The sequence below is a fragment of the Stenotrophomonas sp. 05L413 genome (assembly GCF_056397945.1).
In genome coordinates, this window is the sequence record NZ_JBFTOL010000007.1 from 259505 (window position 1) to 278069 (window position 18565).

The following is an 18565-nucleotide window of genomic DNA, read 5'->3' on the forward strand; positions in this document are numbered from 1 at the left end:
CGGAATCCGCATCAGTAACAAATTGCAAAGTGAGCACCCGCTGCTTCCGGATGAGCTTGCACGTACGCCCTGCGCGCCGCCGAAAACTCGGAGGTTTGCTCAAGCCCCTTGAGATACCAGACCACGAGTGCAAGTACTGCAATTACTCAGATGACGCCAACTTTTCCGCCTACATGGACGTTGCGCACAAGGGATATCTCCGTGCAGGTCGAACTGCTGAAGAAACGAGTACGGAGCCTACGCGAACAAGGGGCGAACGTTCGCTCTGGGTCGAATGCGGCCGCGGAGGTGAAGTAGCATGCTTGTACTCCCTCAAGACGGGAGATTCCCACGGCTACCACGCTCAGGCACCACCGAGTGCCCTGAGCGCTAGCAGACGCTCCATTGCTTGGTCGCCGCCGGTACGGCGCGAACCCGCATCCGATCGGCAAGGGCCCGGACGGGGCGATGCCGCCCGGGCAGTGGCGTTACCTGCTGGTCGGCGAGAAGTTCTGAGCTCCGCGCGTCTTTCGCCACTGGATCCACGCGATCGCGGCGACGAAGAAGACGCTGCACAGGTAACTGCCTTCCGGCCCTTGCGCGCCACCGGTCAGGGTGTCGAGGCCTTGCGGGCGCAGCGCCACCAGCAGCGCCGGCAAGTGCGCATCCATGCCGGTGACGGGCAGTTCGAAGCCGGTTGCGAGCAACCAGTTCCACCCCGCGTGCCAGCCCATCACGCCCCAGATATTGCCGCTCCGCAGCGCCCAGGCGCAGGCGAACAGCGAGAACAGGAACGTGCTGAGCATGACCAGGGGCGGCTGGTGCGGACTGAAATGCAGGAAGCAGAAAACGAGCGACACCAGCAGCACTGCCACCGCAACATTGGTCTTGCGCGCCACCACCGACAGCATCCAGCCGCGGAAGATGACTTCCTCCACGCTCGCCTGGAACATGAAACTCAATAGCAGCAGACCGATGTGCAGCAGACTGACGGGCGACCGCCAGGCCTGCCCCAAGCCCGCCGCCTGCATGCCGCCAGCCATCCAGATCGCGACTACGACCAGCGCGATCGTGCCGAATCCAACGGCCATTCCGCGCAGGAAGGTTTTCAGCGGCGCCGGACCGGTCAGCCCGATACTCGCCAGCGAGCGCCCTTCGACGAAGCGTACCCAGGCGAGCACGGCCGCCAGCGTCGGCGCGAAGCCAATCCACAGCAGCGCATGCAAGCCAGCGAGGCCGATCGGATCGCCGCCCGGCGTCGACCAATGCTGCGACTGCATCCACCCGTCCAGCGCGATCACCGGTACCGCGTTGAACAGGATCATCAGGATCGGCGTCAGCCAGGCCCAGGGCAGCCAGCCGCGGGCCGGATCGGGCGAATACAGGACAACGGGGGTCATACGGGGCTCCAGGTCGACGTGATCGCCGCGGCAAGTTGCCATCCGCGTGGGGGCGTGGCTACCCGTTTGCGACCAAGCCACAGAAGCCGCCGATGAATCAGCCGGATCGCCGACGAAATGGCGCTGAGTCGTCGCCCGTGGTGTCCGCTTTGGGTGGCGGTTCCGACAGCCACAAGGCCCTGATGTGGGACCGCTGACGGCAGGGCGAGTCGTTGCACCAGATGGCGAGGCTGTTCGATCGGCATCACTCGTCCGTGCGAGGGGTTCTCGCCGAGACTGGCTGGCTCAAGCGGACTTACCCGGACGATCCGAGCTGCCAGGTCTCACACGAGACGATCTATCGCACGCTCTTCATCCAGTCGCGCGGGACTTCCAGACACCGATCGAGCGATATCAACAAGCTGTTGCATTGACCAGTTGAAACCGCCATCGAAAGCGGACATTACCAGCGGTCGGCGCCTCCGTCCTCCCCGAACGTCCGCTTTCGGCCAGAAGCGGACCGATCCACACAGGAAGTCACCTCGCCGGCGCCCCCAAAGATTGCTTAGGCACATAACTGCCCCGCCCCAGCTGGGCACTAGAAACTTCAACCATCAAGTCAACTCTAGAAAGCTTGAGCATCCGATACTCATCGCGCAAGACGAACGGAACATTCCTTCGGATCGAATTGCCCGTAAATCTGCATGATCTCGAGATTCGCCCGCGCCCGTGAGTTTCCCTGTGCAGCAGCTTTGCAGTACAGAGATAGACCCGCATCAATGTCCTTGGTCACGCCGATCCCCTCGTAGTACATGTATCCCAGCATGGCCTGCGCCGGGGCGTACCACAACGCTGCCGCCTTGCGGTACCAGTCAGCCGATTGAGTCACGTCCTTCTGCACACCGAGGCCCCGCTGATACATGTCACCGAGTGCGCTCTGCGCTTTTGCGTCGCCGCCCTCGGCCGCCGCCACCAAGTCGTCCACGGGACCGAAAGCCCCGGGCGTATCGACCTCGGAACACCACACGCTGTTTTCGCCGCGATACTCGCAGAGCTTCTGGCGGGACTGCCTGACGCCCAGCTGCGAGGCGGCCTGCACAGCTGCCTTGCCGTACCAGCGTATGGCCTCAGCGCCATCTTCAACGAGGCCGGCACCTCCTCGTTGATACAGACTGGCAAGGTTGTATTGCCCTGCGGGTGAACCCTGCTCAGCCGCCTTGCGGAGCCAGAGGATGGCCTGGACATCATCCTGTGGGACGGCAATTCCCTTGAGATACATCATTCCAAGATCGGACTGTGCCAGTGCGTCGCCCTGCTCCGCCGCCTTGCGTATCCAGTCGCTGGCCTGCATCGCGTCTGGCGGCACGCCAACTCCGTGTAGATACAGTCCACCGAGCGCAGATTGGGCCGGCGCATAGCCCTGCTCTGCCGCTTTGCGATACCAGATCGCCGCCTGCACCTCGTCTTTGGCGACGCCAGCGCCCTGAAGATACCTGTAACCCAGGTCATTCTCGGCTTCAGCGCTACCCGCCTTGGCCGCTGCCTGCACTTCCTCAAACGAAGGCGGCTTATCAGCGCCAGACGCCTGCGCACTGCAGACAAAGCCAGCCAGACCGACCCACATCACTACCCGAGCCAGGGTTCCAATCGGTCCTTCCATGAACATTCTCCATTCGTCATTCGATTGAGCGACGACGCGCCCAGGCATTTAATCAATGCCCCCATCAGATTTCGATGCGGCGTAATTGTCCCTCCCATGCGGAGGATAGTGGGGTCGCCCATTTCGTCCGCCAAGTCGCCCTGCTCAAGCCTGGAATGGCTAACCGCACGCCAACAAAAAAGCCCCCGTTTCCGGAGGCTTTTTCGACTGAATCATGGTGGGCGGTACAAGGTTCGAACTTGTGACCCTTGCCGTGTGAAGGCAATGCTCTACCGCTGAGCTAACCGCCCGATGCTGCTGAGCCGCTCATTATAGGGCGGCAAATCTTGACGTCAACGGTTTCGCCGAAATTTCTTCACATCGTGTGCGTGGGCTTGTCCGCGGTCAGGATGCCGGCCAGCAGGGTCTCGATCCGGTGGCGGACGGTCTCCCCTTCCGCGCCATCGGCCAGCTGTACGCCGATGCCTGCCGCGCGGTTGCCCTGGGCCCCGGCCGGGGTCACCCAGATCACCTTGCCGGCCACCGGCAGGCGCTCGCTGGAGTCCGGCAGGGTGAGCAGCAGGAACACTTCATCGCCCAGGAAGTAGCGCTTGGGCGTGGGCACGAAGATGCCGCCGTTCTTCACGAACGGCATGTAGGCGCTGTACAGCGCGGCCTTGTCCTTGACGGCAAGGGACAGGATGCCCTGTCGGGCGTTGGTGGCGCTCATGCTCTATTCCCCTTGGCGTGCCGTTCGTTGACCTTTCCCCAGGCCAGCAGCAGCTCAACCACCGCAAGATCGGCGCGCACCGTGGTGCGCAGCAGGTCGCGGGTGCGGTTGGCCGCATCGAACCAGGCGGCCAGCTTGTGCAATCGATCGGGATCGGTCAAGCCACCGCCGGTGGCCTGGGCCAGGGCGAGATCGGCGGCGTGGCGCAGGCGCAGGGCGGCGTTGTCGTCGGCGGTCCAGCGCTGGGCCAGCTCCACCGCGCCGGAGCGGCCGGCAACGAGGGCTTCCAGATCGGTGGCGACCTGGCGGCGCAGGGCCAGGCCGTCTTCGCGCAGCCACTGGTCGGCCAGGCCGGGGTGGCCGCGGGCGGCATCCAGCGCTTCGCGGGCGCTGGCTTCGCTGTGGCCCAGGGTCTGCAGCCAGGCGAGCGCTTCCTCGCGGGGCGGCAGCTTGAACTCCAGGCGCTGGCAGCGGCTGCGGATGGTGGCGGGCAGGCGCGCGGGGTCGGCGCTGATCAGCCACAGGTAGCGGCCGGGCTGCGGCTCTTCCAGGGTCTTGAGCAGGGCATTGCAGGCCGCGCGGTTGATGGCGTCGGCGGGGTCGACGATCACCACCTGGGCCACGCCGTACTGCGGGGTCAGCGAGAGCTTCTGCGAGACCTCGCGGATCTGCTCGATCACGATCTCGGTGCGCAGCTTGTCGCCGGATTTGTTGGGGATGAACGAGATCCGCTGCAGGTCCGGGTGGGTGCCGGCGGCCAGCAGCTGGGCGCTGCGCTTGGCGGCGGCGGGCTCGCCTTGCCCCAGCACGTGCTCGGCCAGCCGCAGCGCGACGCCCAGTTTGCCCAGGCCGGCCGGGCCGCAGAACAGCAGGCCATGGCCGAGGCGACCGGCGTCGAGCGCGGCCACCGTCTGGTCATAGGCGCGCTGCTGCCAGGGGGAAAAGGGTTCAGCCACGATCCGGCTCCTGTGCCAACCATGCCTCCACGGCCGCCACCACCGCGCCGGCGACGCCGGCCTGGTCCTGGCTGGCGTCGATCAGGCGGTAACGTGCGGGGTCTTCGCTGGCACGCTGGCGGAACACCGCGCGCACCCGCTGGAAGAAATCATCGTGCTCGCTTTCGATGCGGTCCGGCCACATGTCGCGGCCGTTGGCGCGCGCACGGCCGACCGCTACGTCCACATCCAGCAGCAGGGTCAGGCCGGGCAGCAGGCCGACGGCGCGGCGCTCCAGATCGGCGATCCACGCCGCATCCAGGCCGCGGCCACCGCCCTGGTAGGCGTAGCTGGAATCGGTGAAGCGGTCGCACAGCACATAGGCGCCGCGCTGCAGCGCCGGGGCGATCACCTGGCGCACGTGCTGGGCGCGGGCGGCGAACACCAGCAGCAGCTCGGCCTCGGCCGAGAGCGGCTCGGCGGCGATCTCCGTGTCCGGCTTGAGCACCAGCGCGCGGATGCGCTCGGCCAGCGCGGTGCCGCCGGGCTCGCGGGTCAGCACCACCTCATGGCCGCGCGCCTGCAGGGCCTCGCGGATCGCGTTGATGGCGGTGGTCTTGCCGGCGCCCTCGCCCCCTTCCAGGCTGACGAAATGCGGGTGCCGGTGCAGCGCGGGACTCATTGGGGTGCGGCCTCGTTGGTGCGTTTGCTGCGCAGTTGCTGCAGGTAGCGGGCAACGGCGGCGTTGTGGTCGGTGTAGTTGGCCGAGAAGATGTGCGCGCCACTGCCATCGCCCACGGCCACGAAGTACAGCGCATCGCCCTTGGCCGGCTGCGCGGCGGCATGCAGCGCATCACGCCCGGGCATGGCGATCGGGGTCGGGGTCAGGCCGGCGCGCGTGTACGTGTTGTACGGCGTATCGGTGGTGAGGTCGCGCTTGCGGATGTTGCCGTCGTAGCTGCTGCCGATGCCGTAGATCACGGTCGGGTCGGTCTGCAGGCGCATGCCGATCTTCAGGCGGCGCATGAACACCCCGGCGATCTGCGGGCGCTCGCTGGGCAGCGCGGTTTCCTTCTCGATGATCGAGGCGAGGATCAACAGCTCATACGGTGAGTTCAGCGGCAGGTCGTCCACGCGGCTGTCCCACGCGGCGGTGAGTTCTTTTTCCATCGCGGCATGCGCGCGCTTGAGCACGTCGATATCGCTGTCGCCACGCTGGTAGACGTAGGTCTCGGGCAGGAAGCGGCCTTCCGGGTGTTCGCCGGGGAAGCCGACCGCCTTCATCAGGGCGGCATCGTCCAGCGCATCGGTGGTGTGCACCAGCGGATCGGCGCGCTTGAGCGCAGCGCGCAACTGGCGGATGTTCCAGCCTTCCACGATGGTGACGCGGTGCTGCAGGACACGCCCCTGGCGCATGCGGGTCAGCAGCTCGCGCGGGGTCAGTGCGGGATCGAGCGCGTATTCACCCACCTTGAGCTTGCCGGCGGCGTCGAGCTGGCGCGCCAGCAGCTGCCACTGGGTATCGCTGCCTTCGTCCACGCCGGCCTGGCGCAGCTTGCCGAGCACGGTGCTGAAGCCGTCGCCGGAGGCGATCACCACGCTCGCCGCGCTGGGGGTGACCGGTGCATCGGCAAAGGCGCCCTGGCGATGCCAGAACCAAGCGCCTGCGGCCGCAACCAGCAGGGCCAGCACCAGCAACACGGCCAGTACGGCCAGACATCCCCGTTTCGCACCCGCCATGCTCACCTCGAATCCATTTCTTCGCCGCGCAGCATACCGCGCGGGTGCTGCACACCGCCAAACGGCTCAGGCATCGCTGCCCAGCGCACGCAGCAGGCCGCGGGCCTTGGCGCGGGTTTCGTCCAGTTCCTTGTCGGCCACCGAATCGACCACGATCCCGGCGCCGGTGCGGAAGCTGGCGGTGTCGCCGGCCACTTCGGCGGTGCGGATCAGGATGTTCAGGTCCAGGTCGCCATCGCGGTTCAGCCAGCCGAACGCGCCGGTGTAGGCGCCGCGGGCGGCCTGCTCCAGCTCGGCGATGATCTGCATGCAGCGCACCTTGGGGCAGCCGGTGATGGTGCCGCCGGGGAAGGTCGCGGCGATCACCTGGCCGGGGCTGACGCCCTCGCGCAGGCGGCCACGCACGTTGCTGACGATATGGTGCACGTGGGCGTAGCTCTCCACGGTCATCAGCTCATCCACCTCCACGCTGCCCGGCGCGCAGATGCGGCCGAGGTCGTTGCGTTCCAGATCGATCAGCATCACGTGCTCGGCGCGTTCCTTGGGATGGCCGACCAGCTCCTGGATGCGCGCGGCATCGTCATCGCCAGCGAAGCGCGGGCGGGTGCCGGCGATCGGGCGGGTCTGCACGTCATCGCCGTGCACCGAGACCAACCGCTCGGGCGAGGAGCTGACCACCGCCCTGCCCTGCGCCATGAACAGCCCGGCGAACGGCGCGGGGTTGGCCACGCGCAGCTGCGCATACAGCGCCTGCGGCGAGAGCGCCTCGGCGAACTGCGCGTTCCAGCGCCGCGAGAGGTTCACCTGGAACACGTCGCCCGCGCGCAGGTAATCGATCACCTTGCCGACGCCGTCGGTGAAGCGCTGTGGCGCGTCCTCGCCGATCGCCACCGGTGGCTGCCACGTCGGCAACGGCGCCAGCGTGGCGGCCGCGGCGAGGTCGTCCTGCAGGGTCTGCAGCAGCGCGGCCTGGCCGGTCTCGCACACGGCATGGAACTGGCCGAGCACGCGGTCGTGCAGCACGGCCGCCGGGCAGCGCAGCGCCAGCGCGGACGGCAGTCCATCGGCGCGCGAAGGCAAGGCCAGCACGTCCTCGATCTGGCCAGCCAGCTCGTAATCCAGCATCAGTGCCCAGCCACCGCGGAACGGCAACGTGGTTTCTTCGCGCGGCAGCCGCAGTGCGGCCCAGTGCGCATCCAGCACGTCAAGGAAGCGGCCGTCATGCGCGGCACCCTCGGCATCACGCACCACGCCATCGGCGTGCAAAGCCAGCGATTCCCCGTTGCCCATCAGCAGCAGATCCCAGCGCCCCTGTGCGGTGCCCGAGGCGGTGGATTCCATCAGCAGGGGGTAGCGCCGCGGGGCCAGGCGCTGCAGGGCCAGCAGGTCGGTGGTGGCGGGCAGCGGAAGCGTCTGGAACATGACAGGACACCGGAAGGGCGCGCAGCGTGCGCGGGGGCCAGATACACCAAGGCCGCCATGATGGCGGCCCGGGTGGGGATACACGGAACGGGCGGTCAGATGCGCTTGAACACCAGCGTGCCGTTGGTGCCGCCGAAGCCGAAGCCGTTGGACATCACCACATCGACCTTGGCCTCTCGTGCGGTGTTGGGCACGTAATCCAGGTCACAACCTTCGCCCGCTTCATGCAGGTTGATGGTCGGCGGAATGATGTTGTCGCGCAGCGCCAGCACCGAGAAGATCGCTTCCACGCCGCCGGCCGCGCCGAGCAGGTGGCCGGTCATCGACTTGGTGGAGCTGACCATCATCTTGTAGGCGTGGTCGCCGAAGGCGGTCTTCATCGCCATGGTTTCGCCCAGGTCGCCCAGCGGCGTGGAGGTGCCGTGCGCGTTGAGGTAACCGACCTGCTCCGGGGTCACGCCGGCGTCCTTCAACGCCATGGTCATGCAGCGTGCGGCGCCTTCGCCGTTCTCGCTCGGCGCGGTCATGTGGTACGCATCCGAGCTGGCGCCGAAACCGGCAAGCTCGGCATAGATGCGCGCGCCACGCGCCTTGGCGTGTTCGTACTCTTCCAGGATCAGGATGCCGGCACCGTCGCCGAGCACGAAGCCGTCGCGTTCCTTGTCCCACGGGCGCGAGGCTTCCGCCGGCGCATCGTTGCGGGTGCTCATCGCCTTCATCGCGCAGAAGCCGCCCAGGGCGGTCGGCGAGGAGCCGCGCTCGGCACCGCCGACCACCATCACGTCCGCATCGCCGTACTGGATCATGCGCATGGCGGTGCCGATCGAGTGGTTCGAGGTCGCGCAGGCAGAGACCGCCGAGAACGACGGCCCCTTCAGGCCGGTGATGATGCTCAACTGGCCCGGAAGCATGTTGATGATGGTCTTGGGCACGTAGAAGGGCGAGATCTTCTTGCCCTCGTGGAAATCGATGGTCTGCTCTTCGATGCCCAGCAGGCCGCCGATGCCCGCGCCCACGATGGCGCCGATGCGCTCGGCATTGCCGTCGGTGATTTCCAGGCCCGAATCGTTCAAGGCCATGAAGGCGGCACCGAGGCCGTAATGAATGAACGGGTCCATCTTCTTGGCATCCTTGCCAGTGACCCGGAATCTGCCGAACTGTTCGTTGTCGGCGGTGATGTCGAAGTCCCTGACCTCACCTGCGATCTTGGTGGTGAAACGGTCCAGGTAGGACTGCGAAACGTTGGTCAGCGGACCGATGCCGGAACGGCCTTCGGTGATGCCCTTCCAACTGCTGGCCATATCATTGCCCAATGGCGAGACCATGCCCATGCCGGTAACGACGACGCGACGCTTCATTGCAGATTCTCCTGACCCGGGTGTTGCGGGTATCACGCGGTATAACGCTCAAAAGCACAGGGCCGCAAGCGCGGCCCCATGGGTTTGCCGCACGCGGTCGCAGCAATCGCCACGGCCGCGCGCGAGCCGCCTGACATCAAGCCTTGACGTGGGCGTTGATGTAGTCGATCGCAGCCTGCACGGTGCTGATCTTTTCGGCTTCTTCGTCCGGGATTTCGCACTCGAACTCTTCTTCCAGCGCCATCACCAGTTCAACGGTGTCCAGCGAGTCAGCGCCCAGGTCATCGACGAACGATGCGCTGTTGGTGACTTCCTCTTCCTTGACGCCAAGCTGTTCGACGACGATTTTCTTGACGCGTTCTTCGATGGTGCTCATTGGATATCGCTCCAGATGGAGTAGTGGTTCAAAAATGACGCCATCCGGTGAGGGATGACCGTGGGATAGTGTAGTGGAAACCAGCGACACCTTGCATTGCAGCAAAACATCAAACGGATCAACCACTTGCGGCGCAGTCCTTGCACCACATGCTTACGGCATGTACATGCCGCCGTTCACATGGAGGGTTTCGCCGGTGATGTAGCTGGCCGAAGGACCGGCCAGGAACGCCACCGCGTTGGCGATATCGGACGGCTCGCCGAGCCGCTCCAGGGCGATCGACTTGACCAGGCCGGTGCGCTGCTCTTCCGGCAGGGCCTTGGTCATGTCGGTATCGATGAAGCCCGGCGCGACCACGTTGACGGTGATCCCGCGCGAGCCGATTTCCTTGGCCAGCGACTTGGAGAAGGCAATGATGCCGGCCTTGGCCGCGGCGTAGTTGGCCTGGCCGGCATTGCCGGTCACGCCGATCACCGAGGCGATATTGATGATGCGGCCCTTGCGCGCCTTCATCATGCCGCGCAGGACGGCCTTGGAGGTGCGGAAGACGCTGGTCAGGTTGGTGTCCAGGATCGCCTGCCAGTCTTCTTCCTTCATCCGCAGCAACAGGTTGTCGCGGGTGATGCCGGCGTTGTTGACCAGGATGCTGATGGCGCCGAATTCCTTGGCGATCCCGTCCAGCACGGCTTCCAGCGCAGCGGCGTCGGTGACGTTCAGTGCGCGGCCGTGGCCACCCACGGCGGCCAGGCGTTCACCGATGGCGGCGGCACCGGCGTCGGTGGTGGCGGTGCCGATGACGGTCGCGCCCTGCGCGGCCAGTGCGTCGGCGATCGCGGCACCGATACCCCGGCTGGCGCCGGTGACCAGTGCGATTTCACCCTGAAGGGGCTTGCTCATCTCATTTCCTCAAACGGGACCGGTCCGGCCGGCCTGGCGCGAAGCCATTCCAGCACGGGCGCGATCGAAAGACATCAGGCGGCCCAGGTCTCGCGGGCCGTCTCGAAATCGGCGGGCGTGGACAGTGTGCGCGCGTCCAGCGATTTGTCGATGCGCTTGATCAATCCGCTCAGCACCTTGCCCGGGCCACATTCGGCCACGCGGGTGACGCCACGGGCGGCCAGCGCCTGCACGCAGCCGGTCCACTGCACGGGCAGGTACAGCTGCTGCACCAGCGCCTGGCGGATGGCGTCCACGCCGTCATGCACACGGGCATCCACGTTCTGCACCACCGGCAGGGCCGGGGCGCGCCAGTCCAGGCCGGCCATGGTTTCGGCCAGGCGGTTGGCAGCTTCGCGCATCAGCGGGGTGTGCGAGGGCACGCTGACAGCCAGCTTGACGGCCTTGCGGACGCCCTTCTCGGCCAGCAGCGCCAGCGCACGATCCACGGCGGCCGCATCGCCACCGATGACGATCTGACCGGGCGAGTTGTAATTGGCGGGCACGACGACCTGGCTGCCGGCGGCCTGCGCGCAGACCTCCACGACCAGCGCATCTTCGGCGCCGAGCACGGCGGCCATGGCGCCGACGCCGGTCGGGGCGGCTTCCTGCATCAGCTGGCCGCGCAGGCGCACCAGGTGGGCACCGTCCCGCAGGGTCAGCGCGCCGGCGGCCACCAGGGCGGTGTACTCGCCGAGGCTGTGGCCGGCCAGGACGGCCGGCTGGGCGCCGCCAACGGCGTTCCAGGCGCGCCACACGCCGATGCTGGCGGCCAGCAGGGCCGGCTGGGTGTATTCGGTGCGGTTGAGCATTTCCTCGGGACCGCCCTGCGACAGCGCCCACAGGTCGACACCGGCGCCGTCGGAGGCTTCGGTGAAGGCCTCGCGGATCTGCGGGTGCAGCTCGGCCAGTTCGGCCAGCATGCCCAGCGACTGCGAGCCCTGGCCCGGGAACACGAATGCGAGATTGGTATCGGTCACGCGATCATCCGCCTGCAAAAATCGAACGGCGAATGATAAAGGGGAACGTCGCCCTTCGTCTGTACTGCCGCGTATGTGGGGTCTTTGCTCAGGTGAACAGCTGGAGGATGTCCAGATCGCCGTCGCTGAAGAAATCGATGCAGATCACGGCCAGCATCAGCACGCCCAGGGTGGTGGCGCCGTGGACGATCAGGATGGAATGGGCCAGTGCGCGGGCGGAGCGGCCCATCTTCATGCTGGCGCGGGCCAGCCCCTGCAGGCGGCCGGTGACGTCGTGAGCATGGGCCAGCACCGGAGCTTCGGCACCGTCCATCGCCTGCGCCATGAGGGTCTGCAGCTGTTGCGGACGGTCCTCGTAGTATTTGGCCACGCCGTAACCGAACATCAGCCAGTCGCGGGCCTGGGCCTGGGCGAGGTCCATGACTTCCAGGGGATCTTCCTCGAAATCGATGAAGCCGATCTCCTTGCCATCCCAGGTGAGGTTGCGCGGCAGCGGCTGGCCGAAGTACGCGCCCTTGCGGTGCGCATGGGCAATGGCATTCATCGCGGCGGACACGAGGCGGTCACGGCCGGCATCGTCGGCTTCGCGCAGGCAGGTGTTGAACGAGGAGCCGTTGTCGCCCAGCACAAGGGCGGCATGGCCACTGCCGATCACACTGGGGACGTTGACCCCTTGCGCCTGCAGTTCGGCCAGGCGGCGGGCTTCGGTTTCGCGGGCGGCGTCGCCACCGCGGTGCGGCGGTGGGCGCAGGGCATCGAGCTGGAAGCGGCGGGCGATGAAGTTCAGCAGGCCCAACGCGACCACGCGGCTTCCTTCGCCGTACTGCTTCAGCCAGGCGCGCTGCCCGTCAATGACGATGGGCTCAACCATGACAGTTCTCCTGAAATGCATACGGCCCCGTAATGGGGCCGTAACGACAGCGTCACGTTGTCGTAACTGACACTATCAATAGCGCAGCAGAGCAGAACCCCACGTGAAGCCGCCGCCGAACGCTTCCAGCAGCAGCAGCTGGCCGCGCTCCACGCGGCCGGAGCGGACGGCGTGGTCCAGCGCCATCGGCACGGAGGCCGAGGAGGTGTTGCCATGCTTGTCGACCGTCACCACCACCTGGTCCATGGACATCTCCAGGCGCTTGGCGGTGGCTTCGATGATGCGCAGGTTGGCCTGGTGCGGGATCAGCCAGTCCAGATCGTCCTTGGTCAGCGCGTTGGCTTCCAGGGTTTCATCGACGACCGAGTCCAGCGCCTTGACGGCGTACTTGAACACGTCGTTGCCCTTCATCAGGATCGCGCCGCGGGCATTCTCGCCCTCGCCGAAGCCGGCCGAGACGCCCACCGGGTTCCACAGCAGCTCTTTCTTGCTGCCATCCGAATGCAGGTGGGTGCTGAGGATGCCGGTGTCTTCGTCGGCCTTGAGCACGACGGCGCCCGCACCATCGCCGAACAGCACGCAGGTGGTGCGCTCGGTCCAGTCGACGATACGGGTCAGCGTTTCCGCACCGATGACCAGCACATGGCGTGCATCACCGGAACGAATGAATTTGTCGGCCACGCTCAACGCGAACACGAAGCCCGAACAGGCCGCGTTGACATCGAAGGCGGGGCAGCCGCTCGCACCGAGCTTGGCCTGGATCAGGCACGCGGTGGACGGGAAAATCAGGTCAGGCGTGGTGGTGCCCACCACGATCATGTCGAGCTGCGAAGCGTCGATACCGGCCGCTTCAAGCGCACGTACCGCGGCGTGGTAGCCGAGGTCGCTGGTGGTCTCGCCTTCGGCCGCAATGTGCCGTTCGCGGATACCAGTGCGCGATTGAATCCACTCATCGCTGGTGTCGACCATTTTCTCCAGATCCTGGTTGGTCAACACTTTTTCGGGCAAATAACTACCGGTGCCCGCGATCCTCGAGTAGATCCGCTTGCTCATTGCATGTCCTGTAGCTCGATCGCCAAACGTGACGATCGGGAAGAATGGGGTAAAGGCCGCTGCCCGACCGGGCAGCGGCCTTTACAAATCAATCTTCTTCGACGGCCGAGTTCGACTTGGTCGTGATCACCTTCTTGCCACGGTAGAAACCGTCAGCGGTGATGTGGTGACGCAGATGCACTTCACCGGTGGTCGGATCGGTGGACAGCTGCTTGGCGCTCAGGGCGTCATGCGCACGGCGCATACCGCGGCGGGACGGGGTGACACGGGATTTCTGCACAGCCATGGGATTGCTCCAAACTCGGTTCGTTTTGCTTCGTCGTATCGTCGCGCAGGACGCCAGCGCCCAGCACAGTTTTCGCTTTCGCCGCAGCCGCCGACGACAATCCGGCTGCTATTGTTTTTTCAGTGCCGCCAACGCCGCGAACGGATTGGCCTTGCTGATTTCTTCTTCGGTCGGTGCCCAGTCCTTGTCCACTGCCTCGCCATCGGGAGACAACGGCACGACGGGCACGGCCAGGACGAGTTCGTCCTCGACCAGCTCCAGCGGTCGCAGCATGCCGTCTTCGGGCACCAGCCACGGTTCCCAGCCTTCCGGCAGCGAGGATTCTTCCTCTTCGCTGCGGATCAGGCCGAGCCGCTGCACCATCGAAACCGGCAACAGGAAGCGCTGCAGGCTGCGCTGACAGATCAGCGGCAGCGCGGTGTCGATGGACAGTTCAACATAGGATACCTGCAGGATGTCGTCGTGCGCGAATTCCAGTGCATAGGTGCACGTTCCTTCGGTATCGGCGACAAGGCCCTGGAGGCGGGTCAATTCCGCTAGATCCACCTGGCCGTCGAAGCACCTGCGTGCTGCGACCATCCGCCAAGCATCCAGCATTTCGGGCACGTTTGCGGACATAAGCCGCTGAATGTTAAGGATCGTCCGGGCCGCTGTCAAATGCCTGCGCAGTCAGGTTGCCGATCCCCGCCCCGAGGGGCCAGACTGCCGCCCTTCCGTGCCCGGTATTGTCGCATGACCCCGCTGCTGCTTGCCTCTACTTCCCGCTACCGCCGTGACCTGCTGGAGCGGCTCGGCCTACCCCTGGAGACCGCCCGCCCCGAGGTGGATGAGAGCCCCGGCCCCAGTGAGGCCCCACGGGCCTTGGCGGTGCGGCTGGCGCGCGCGAAGGCCGAGGCGGTTGCCCGCCTGCACCCGGGCCGGTGGGTGATCGGCTCGGACCAGGTAGCGGAGCTGAACGGCGCCCCGCTGGGCAAGCCGGGCACGGTGGAGGGCGCGCATGCGCAGCTGGCCGCGATGTCCGGGCAGGTCGTGGACTTCCACACGGCCGTGAGCCTGGTGCGCGACGGCGAGGCCCTGGCGACCTGTGATCTGACCCGGGTCCACTTCCGTGCCCTGGGGGCTGAAGAGATCGCCCGCTACGTGGCCGCCGAGCAGCCGCTGGACTGCGCCGGCAGCTTCAAATGTGAAGGCCTGGGCATCACCTTGTTCGAGGCGATCGAGAACCGCGACCCGACCGCACTGATCGGGCTGCCCCTGATCGCGCTGAGCCAGCTGCTGCGCCAGGCCGGCCACACCCTGCCCTGAGCCTCAGCGCAGCTGCAGCGCCTCCAGGCAGCTGGCATCAAGTTCGCCGGTGGCCCAGCCAACCCAGCGGCCCGCCAGCGGCATGGCCAGGCCCACGGGACGCCCACCGCATTGCAGGACCAGCCGCGGCGCCCTGCTCTGGGCGCTGAACTGGATGCGCCAGGCCGAGCCCCCGAGGGTGTTGCGCACCGCCACGAGGGAGACATCGCCGACCGGAACGACCACGCCGGGTGCCGCCGTTGGCGCACCCTCCAGATAGCGGGCTTCCGGCCAGGCAAACACGGAGGCCCCGTGCGCGCGCAGGCTGGGTAGCGCCGCCAGCACTTCGCCGGGCACGCTTTCGCCATGGGTCTGATCCGGATCGACCACACCGGCCGCGGCCGCCGTGGCGGTCATGTTGGCCACCCGCTGCATGCCGGCGCCGAGATAGGCCATCCACGCCGTGCTCGGCACGGCCACCAGCGCCAGCAGCAGGGCTGCCCACGCCACCCGCCCGGGATGGCGCAGGCCGACGCGCACGATCGTCCACAACACCAGACCGGACCAGAACAGCCACGACCAGGGCACATAGCGCGTTGCGGCCACCTGCGTGGGGTAGTCAGCGAAGTAACTCCAGCGGCTCAGTGCGACCAGCGCGCCCACGGCCAGGCCGAACCATGCCATCGCCAGCCCCAACGATTCCCCGGCCCCGGCGCTGCGGCCGCGCTGCCAGGTGCGCCAGGTCATGCCGAACAACGCGGTCAGCCCCGACGCACCGATCAGCAGATGCGGCCAGCGCGAGGTCAGCACCGGTCCGAACAGCGCCTCATACGCGCTCGCCACGGACTGGACCGCACCGCGCACGGGCGCGAACGGCAACTGCTGCGCCGCCGCCGGATCCAGTGCCGGCCAGGCCAGATAGATGAAGGGCGAGGCCAGCCAGCGCAGCAGCACGTCCAGCTGCGGCAGCGGGGCAAGCGCCATCTGCGTCGGCATTCCCGTCCGCCCCATGCCCAGGTGCAGCCCGACTGCCACGAGCAGGGCGGCGGTCCATGGCACCCAGTGCGACCACGGCGCACGCCGCACCATCATCACCGCCGCCAACCCCACGAACACGGCCACGCCGCTGCCGAAGGAGAACGTCGCCGCGACGCCACACACGGCGGCCACTACCGCGCCGCGACGATCGCCACGCAGCAGCAGGGCGACGCCGGCCATCAGCGCTGCGGTGATCAGGTACGCGTGGACCGATTCGTTGGCATGGGTGAGCGCGCGCTGGCTGCCCAGCCAGAAGATCGACAGCGCCGCGACCAGGGTGGCGGCGGCGCGCACCGGTGGTGCCAAGGCATCGGCCCTGATGATCCGGGCCAGCAGCCCTGCTGTCGCCAGTGCCAACGCAACGCCGGTACCGATCTGCAGCCATTGATTGCCGTGCAGCCACTCCAGCTCGGCATAGCGCACCAGGTTCGGCAGGATTTCACGGTGGCCATTGTCCGACACCAGTACGTTGCCCGGCCACGGCATCTCCAGCAGCTTCTGGGTGAAGCGCCACGGATCGGCGTACAGCACGCGTGGCGACAGCCACAGCATGGCGGCCACACCCACCGAAACGATGCCCGCCACCGCGCACCACAACGTCCGGATCAGCGCAGGCGCCACCGGCGCGGGGTACGGATGGGAAGCAGACAAGGGGGTAGATTCCTGCGGCGCATCGCGCATGACGGTGTCATCCATGGAAGAGCACGCACGTTCAGCGCGCGGGGACGGTAAAGGCCTGTTCCTGCCACTGCTCCACGCTGCCGTCCTTGCCGTGCAGCGTCATACCGAGCCAATGACGGCCGGGCGCGAGGTGGTCGGTCTTCAGCGTGGCATCGAAGGCCACATTCGGGTGCTGCGGATCGGTGGAGATCTTCCACGCGCCGGTGATGTCGTAGGGCCGCCCGTAGACCGCATCGCCCACCGGCCTGCCATCGACCAGCAGCTCGACACGCGCGATGCCCACGCCATCCTTGAAGGCCCAGCCACGCACCTCGAGGGGGCTCCCCACCGCGGCACCGGGCTGTGGCGCATCCAGCCAGGCCATCGCCGGCGTGACGCACGGCCCCTCCACGCGTTCGGCCGGCAGCTTGAACAGCAGGAAGCGCTGGAAGCCATGATCGTTGCTGACCACACGCGGTGGCGGCAGCGGGCCGACCTGTTCGCAGACCGCGTGGTAGCGCGCCAGCAGATCGCGATAGCGCTGATCGCTGGGCGACAGCACCAGCAGCATCGGCGCGTCGCGCTGGCCATCGTGCAGCAGCCCCCACAGCCCCAGCTGCGCACTGCGGCCGTGCTTGTCGTTCAGCGGGTGGCGCAGCACCTCGATCGAGGGATCGCGCAACTGGAAGCCCAGCTCCGCCCCCACCTTGAAGTTGCCGGCCAGCACGCGCGTGCCGGGCGGCATGCTTTTCAGCTCGTCGCGCACGGCGCCTGCCAACGGTTCCCAGCCGGCAAAGTTGCGTGGGTAATACTTGTAGCCGGCCAACTGCTCGCGCACGCTCGGGATGGACGCCGTCAGGTAATAGCCGAAGGCCAGCGCGAGCCCGGCGCCGGCCAACCACCAGCCGGTACGGCGCAACCAGCGCGGCCAGCCGTTGAGCACCACCGGCACGGCGATCAGCAGCGCCAGATAACCCGGCAGCGGCCAGTGGAAACTGATGCGCTCCACATCGGTGAAGAAGCCCAGGCCGAAGATGGACAGCGTCGACACCGCGCCGATCAGGCCGAAGTAACGCCATTGCGCGCGTGCGCCGCCACCGGAGCGGGTGCCCGCCAGGGCCACCTTCCACATCGCGATGCACAGGATCGGGGTGACCAGCATCGGCTGGATCACCAGGAACCACAGCCCGCTCCATTCGAACGCCCACGGGTGGCGCTCGATCACCTGGAATTTCAGGCCCGCATCATGGTTGTCGGCATTCCACGACAGCAGCGGCAGCCACGCCAGCACACCCACCGCCAGGGCCACCCAGACGCGCGGATCGCGCAGCATGCGCCGGCCCTGCGGCAGCACCAGCAGCGCGATGAAGCCGACCACGATCACGCCGATGAAGCGGTAATGGCTGAGTGCGCCGATCGCCAGGCCGGCGGCCAGTTTTACTGCCGCCGCGGCATCGACACTGCGCAGCAGGCGCGCGCCGGCATCCAGGCACAGCACCGCAGCCAGCGCCATCGGCACATCGGGCACGGCCAGCATGCCCAGCGTGGCCGACAGCGGCATCAGCAACGTGAGACTGCCGGCCTGCCAACCGGCCACCGCACCGAACCAGCGCGTGGCGATGCGTGACACCAGCCATGGCAGCCACGCACCGATCGCCAGGAACGGCAGGCGCAGCGCGAGCACATGATTGCCGCCCACTTCCACGCCCAGGCGTGCCAGCCAGGCGGTCAGGCCCGGCAGGTCCGAATAGGCCGCCGCCAGGTGCTGGCCTTCCTGCCAGTAAAAAGCTTCGTCCACGAACAAGGGCAGACGTGCGGCCACCACCAGCTTGACGGCGGTGACCAGCGTCCACAACAACAGGAATATGGTGCGTGCGCGTTGTTCGCCCTGCATTGCTC

18 protein-coding genes, 1 tRNA gene and 1 pseudogene are annotated in these 18565 nt (G+C 66.9%); 2 read left to right on the plus strand and 18 right to left on the minus strand.

All coding sequences use genetic code 11. The features are described from left to right. Positions 1–467: 467 nt before the first annotated feature. Positions 468–1379: a CPBP family intramembrane glutamic endopeptidase gene (locus AC1DIQ_RS16730; RefSeq protein ID WP_478050443.1), complete on the minus strand. Its 912-nt coding sequence runs from the start codon at positions 1377–1379 to the stop codon at positions 468–470. Positions 1380–1561: 182 nt separating this feature from the next. Between AC1DIQ_RS16730 and AC1DIQ_RS16735 the strand changes: the two are divergent. Next, positions 1562–1747: pseudogene (locus tag AC1DIQ_RS16735) on the plus strand (hypothetical protein); the annotation flags it as partial. 260 nt (positions 1748–2007) lie between these two features. On the opposite strand, the gene AC1DIQ_RS16740 reads toward AC1DIQ_RS16735, so the two are convergent. The 15 genes from AC1DIQ_RS16740 to AC1DIQ_RS16810 all read right to left on the minus strand — a co-directional run bounded on the left by AC1DIQ_RS16740 (position 2008) and on the right by AC1DIQ_RS16810 (position 14302). Beyond that, positions 2008–3018, minus strand: coding sequence for a tetratricopeptide repeat protein (locus tag AC1DIQ_RS16740; RefSeq protein WP_478050444.1), 1011 nt, complete (start codon positions 3016–3018; stop codon positions 2008–2010). Between the two features lie 215 nt (positions 3019–3233). Beyond that, positions 3234–3308: transfer RNA gene (locus AC1DIQ_RS16745), tRNA-Val, on the minus strand. Between the two features lie 65 nt (positions 3309–3373). After that, positions 3374–3727: a PilZ domain-containing protein gene (locus AC1DIQ_RS16750; protein WP_088432861.1), complete on the minus strand. Its 354-nt coding sequence runs from the start codon at positions 3725–3727 to the stop codon at positions 3374–3376. Beyond that, on the minus strand, positions 3724–4683 hold the full coding sequence (locus tag AC1DIQ_RS16755) for a DNA polymerase III subunit delta' (protein WP_176990982.1): 960 nt from the start codon (positions 4681–4683) through the stop codon (positions 3724–3726). Before AC1DIQ_RS16755 ends, AC1DIQ_RS16750 begins: the two co-directional genes overlap by 4 nt. Beyond that, the gene (tmk, locus tag AC1DIQ_RS16760) at positions 4676–5344 is read right to left on the minus strand and encodes a dTMP kinase (RefSeq protein ID WP_478050445.1); all 669 of its coding nucleotides are present in this window, start codon (positions 5342–5344) and stop codon (positions 4676–4678) included. Before tmk ends, AC1DIQ_RS16755 begins: the two co-directional genes overlap by 8 nt. Beyond that, positions 5341–6402 (minus strand): endolytic transglycosylase MltG, encoded by a 1062-nt coding sequence (gene mltG, locus AC1DIQ_RS16765; protein WP_478050446.1) that lies wholly within the window; start codon positions 6400–6402, stop codon positions 5341–5343. The genes tmk and mltG overlap by 4 nt, the downstream gene beginning before the upstream one ends. Positions 6403–6468: 66 nt before the next feature. Continuing rightward, positions 6469–7824, minus strand: coding sequence for an aminodeoxychorismate synthase component I (locus AC1DIQ_RS16770; RefSeq protein ID WP_478050447.1), 1356 nt, complete (start codon positions 7822–7824; stop codon positions 6469–6471). Positions 7825–7919: 95 nt separating this feature from the next. Then, positions 7920–9182 (minus strand): beta-ketoacyl-ACP synthase II, encoded by a 1263-nt coding sequence (gene fabF / locus AC1DIQ_RS16775; protein ID WP_121043063.1) that lies wholly within the window; start codon positions 9180–9182, stop codon positions 7920–7922. A 136-nt stretch (positions 9183–9318) separates the two neighbouring features. Beyond that, positions 9319–9558, minus strand: a complete 240-nt coding sequence (acpP, locus tag AC1DIQ_RS16780) for an acyl carrier protein (RefSeq protein ID WP_017357544.1) — start codon at positions 9556–9558, stop codon at positions 9319–9321. 153 nt (positions 9559–9711) lie between these two features. Continuing rightward, positions 9712–10455, minus strand: coding sequence for a 3-oxoacyl-ACP reductase FabG (gene fabG, locus AC1DIQ_RS16785; protein ID WP_461770558.1), 744 nt, complete (start codon positions 10453–10455; stop codon positions 9712–9714). Between the two features lie 74 nt (positions 10456–10529). Beyond that, positions 10530–11474, minus strand: coding sequence for an ACP S-malonyltransferase (fabD, locus tag AC1DIQ_RS16790; protein ID WP_282259817.1), 945 nt, complete (start codon positions 11472–11474; stop codon positions 10530–10532). Between the two features lie 88 nt (positions 11475–11562). Beyond that, a complete protein-coding gene (locus AC1DIQ_RS16795; RefSeq protein ID WP_461770559.1) occupies positions 11563–12345 on the minus strand; it encodes a BUD32 family EKC/KEOPS complex subunit in 783 nt (260 codons plus the stop codon). Positions 12346–12420: 75 nt separating this feature from the next. Further along, positions 12421–13398: a beta-ketoacyl-ACP synthase III gene (locus AC1DIQ_RS16800; protein WP_152154360.1), complete on the minus strand. Its 978-nt coding sequence runs from the start codon at positions 13396–13398 to the stop codon at positions 12421–12423. Between the two features lie 88 nt (positions 13399–13486). Continuing rightward, positions 13487–13684, minus strand: a complete 198-nt coding sequence (gene rpmF, locus AC1DIQ_RS16805; protein ID WP_017357626.1) for a 50S ribosomal protein L32 — start codon at positions 13682–13684, stop codon at positions 13487–13489. 108 nt (positions 13685–13792) lie between these two features. After that, on the minus strand, positions 13793–14302 hold the full coding sequence (locus AC1DIQ_RS16810; RefSeq protein ID WP_121043054.1) for a YceD family protein: 510 nt from the start codon (positions 14300–14302) through the stop codon (positions 13793–13795). Between the two features lie 114 nt (positions 14303–14416). Here AC1DIQ_RS16810 and AC1DIQ_RS16815 point away from each other — a divergent pair, with 114 nt between their 5' ends. Continuing rightward, positions 14417–14989, plus strand: coding sequence for a Maf family protein (locus AC1DIQ_RS16815; protein WP_478050448.1), 573 nt, complete (start codon positions 14417–14419; stop codon positions 14987–14989). A 3-nt stretch (positions 14990–14992) separates the two neighbouring features. Here AC1DIQ_RS16815 and AC1DIQ_RS16820 read toward each other — a convergent pair whose 3' ends face one another. Next, positions 14993–16702, minus strand: coding sequence for a hypothetical protein (locus AC1DIQ_RS16820; protein ID WP_478050449.1), 1710 nt, complete (start codon positions 16700–16702; stop codon positions 14993–14995). A 16-nt stretch (positions 16703–16718) separates the two neighbouring features. Then, positions 16719–18560, minus strand: a complete 1842-nt coding sequence (locus tag AC1DIQ_RS16825; protein ID WP_152154356.1) for a glycosyltransferase family 39 protein — start codon at positions 18558–18560, stop codon at positions 16719–16721. Positions 18561–18565 lie beyond the last annotated feature (5 nt).

Bases quoted from the DNA above. Each gene is read 5' to 3' on its own strand.
- AC1DIQ_RS16800 (WP_152154360.1), bottom strand. From the start codon at position 13,398: ATGAGCAAGCGGATCTACTCGAGGATCGCGGGCACCGGTAGTTATTTG.
- AC1DIQ_RS16820 (WP_478050449.1), bottom strand. From the start codon at position 16,702: ATGGATGACACCGTCATGCGCGATGCGCCGCAGGAATCTACCCCCTTG.
- AC1DIQ_RS16730 (WP_478050443.1), bottom strand. From the start codon at position 1,379: ATGACCCCCGTTGTCCTGTATTCGCCCGATCCGGCCCGCGGCTGGCTG.
- AC1DIQ_RS16795 (WP_461770559.1), bottom strand. From the start codon at position 12,345: ATGGTTGAGCCCATCGTCATTGACGGGCAGCGCGCCTGGCTGAAGCAG.
- AC1DIQ_RS16750 (WP_088432861.1), bottom strand. From the start codon at position 3,727: ATGAGCGCCACCAACGCCCGACAGGGCATCCTGTCCCTTGCCGTCAAG.
- tmk (WP_478050445.1), bottom strand. From the start codon at position 5,344: ATGAGTCCCGCGCTGCACCGGCACCCGCATTTCGTCAGCCTGGAAGGG.
- acpP (WP_017357544.1), bottom strand. From the start codon at position 9,558: ATGAGCACCATCGAAGAACGCGTCAAGAAAATCGTCGTCGAACAGCTT.
- AC1DIQ_RS16815 (WP_478050448.1), top strand. From the start codon at position 14,417: ATGACCCCGCTGCTGCTTGCCTCTACTTCCCGCTACCGCCGTGACCTG.
- AC1DIQ_RS16825 (WP_152154356.1), bottom strand. From the start codon at position 18,560: ATGCAGGGCGAACAACGCGCACGCACCATATTCCTGTTGTTGTGGACG.
- fabG (WP_461770558.1), bottom strand. From the start codon at position 10,455: ATGAGCAAGCCCCTTCAGGGTGAAATCGCACTGGTCACCGGCGCCAGC.
- AC1DIQ_RS16740 (WP_478050444.1), bottom strand. From the start codon at position 3,018: ATGGAAGGACCGATTGGAACCCTGGCTCGGGTAGTGATGTGGGTCGGT.
- AC1DIQ_RS16810 (WP_121043054.1), bottom strand. From the start codon at position 14,302: ATGTCCGCAAACGTGCCCGAAATGCTGGATGCTTGGCGGATGGTCGCA.
- fabF (WP_121043063.1), bottom strand. From the start codon at position 9,182: ATGAAGCGTCGCGTCGTCGTTACCGGCATGGGCATGGTCTCGCCATTG.
- mltG (WP_478050446.1), bottom strand. From the start codon at position 6,402: ATGGCGGGTGCGAAACGGGGATGTCTGGCCGTACTGGCCGTGTTGCTG.
- AC1DIQ_RS16770 (WP_478050447.1), bottom strand. From the start codon at position 7,824: ATGTTCCAGACGCTTCCGCTGCCCGCCACCACCGACCTGCTGGCCCTG.
- rpmF (WP_017357626.1), bottom strand. From the start codon at position 13,684: ATGGCTGTGCAGAAATCCCGTGTCACCCCGTCCCGCCGCGGTATGCGC.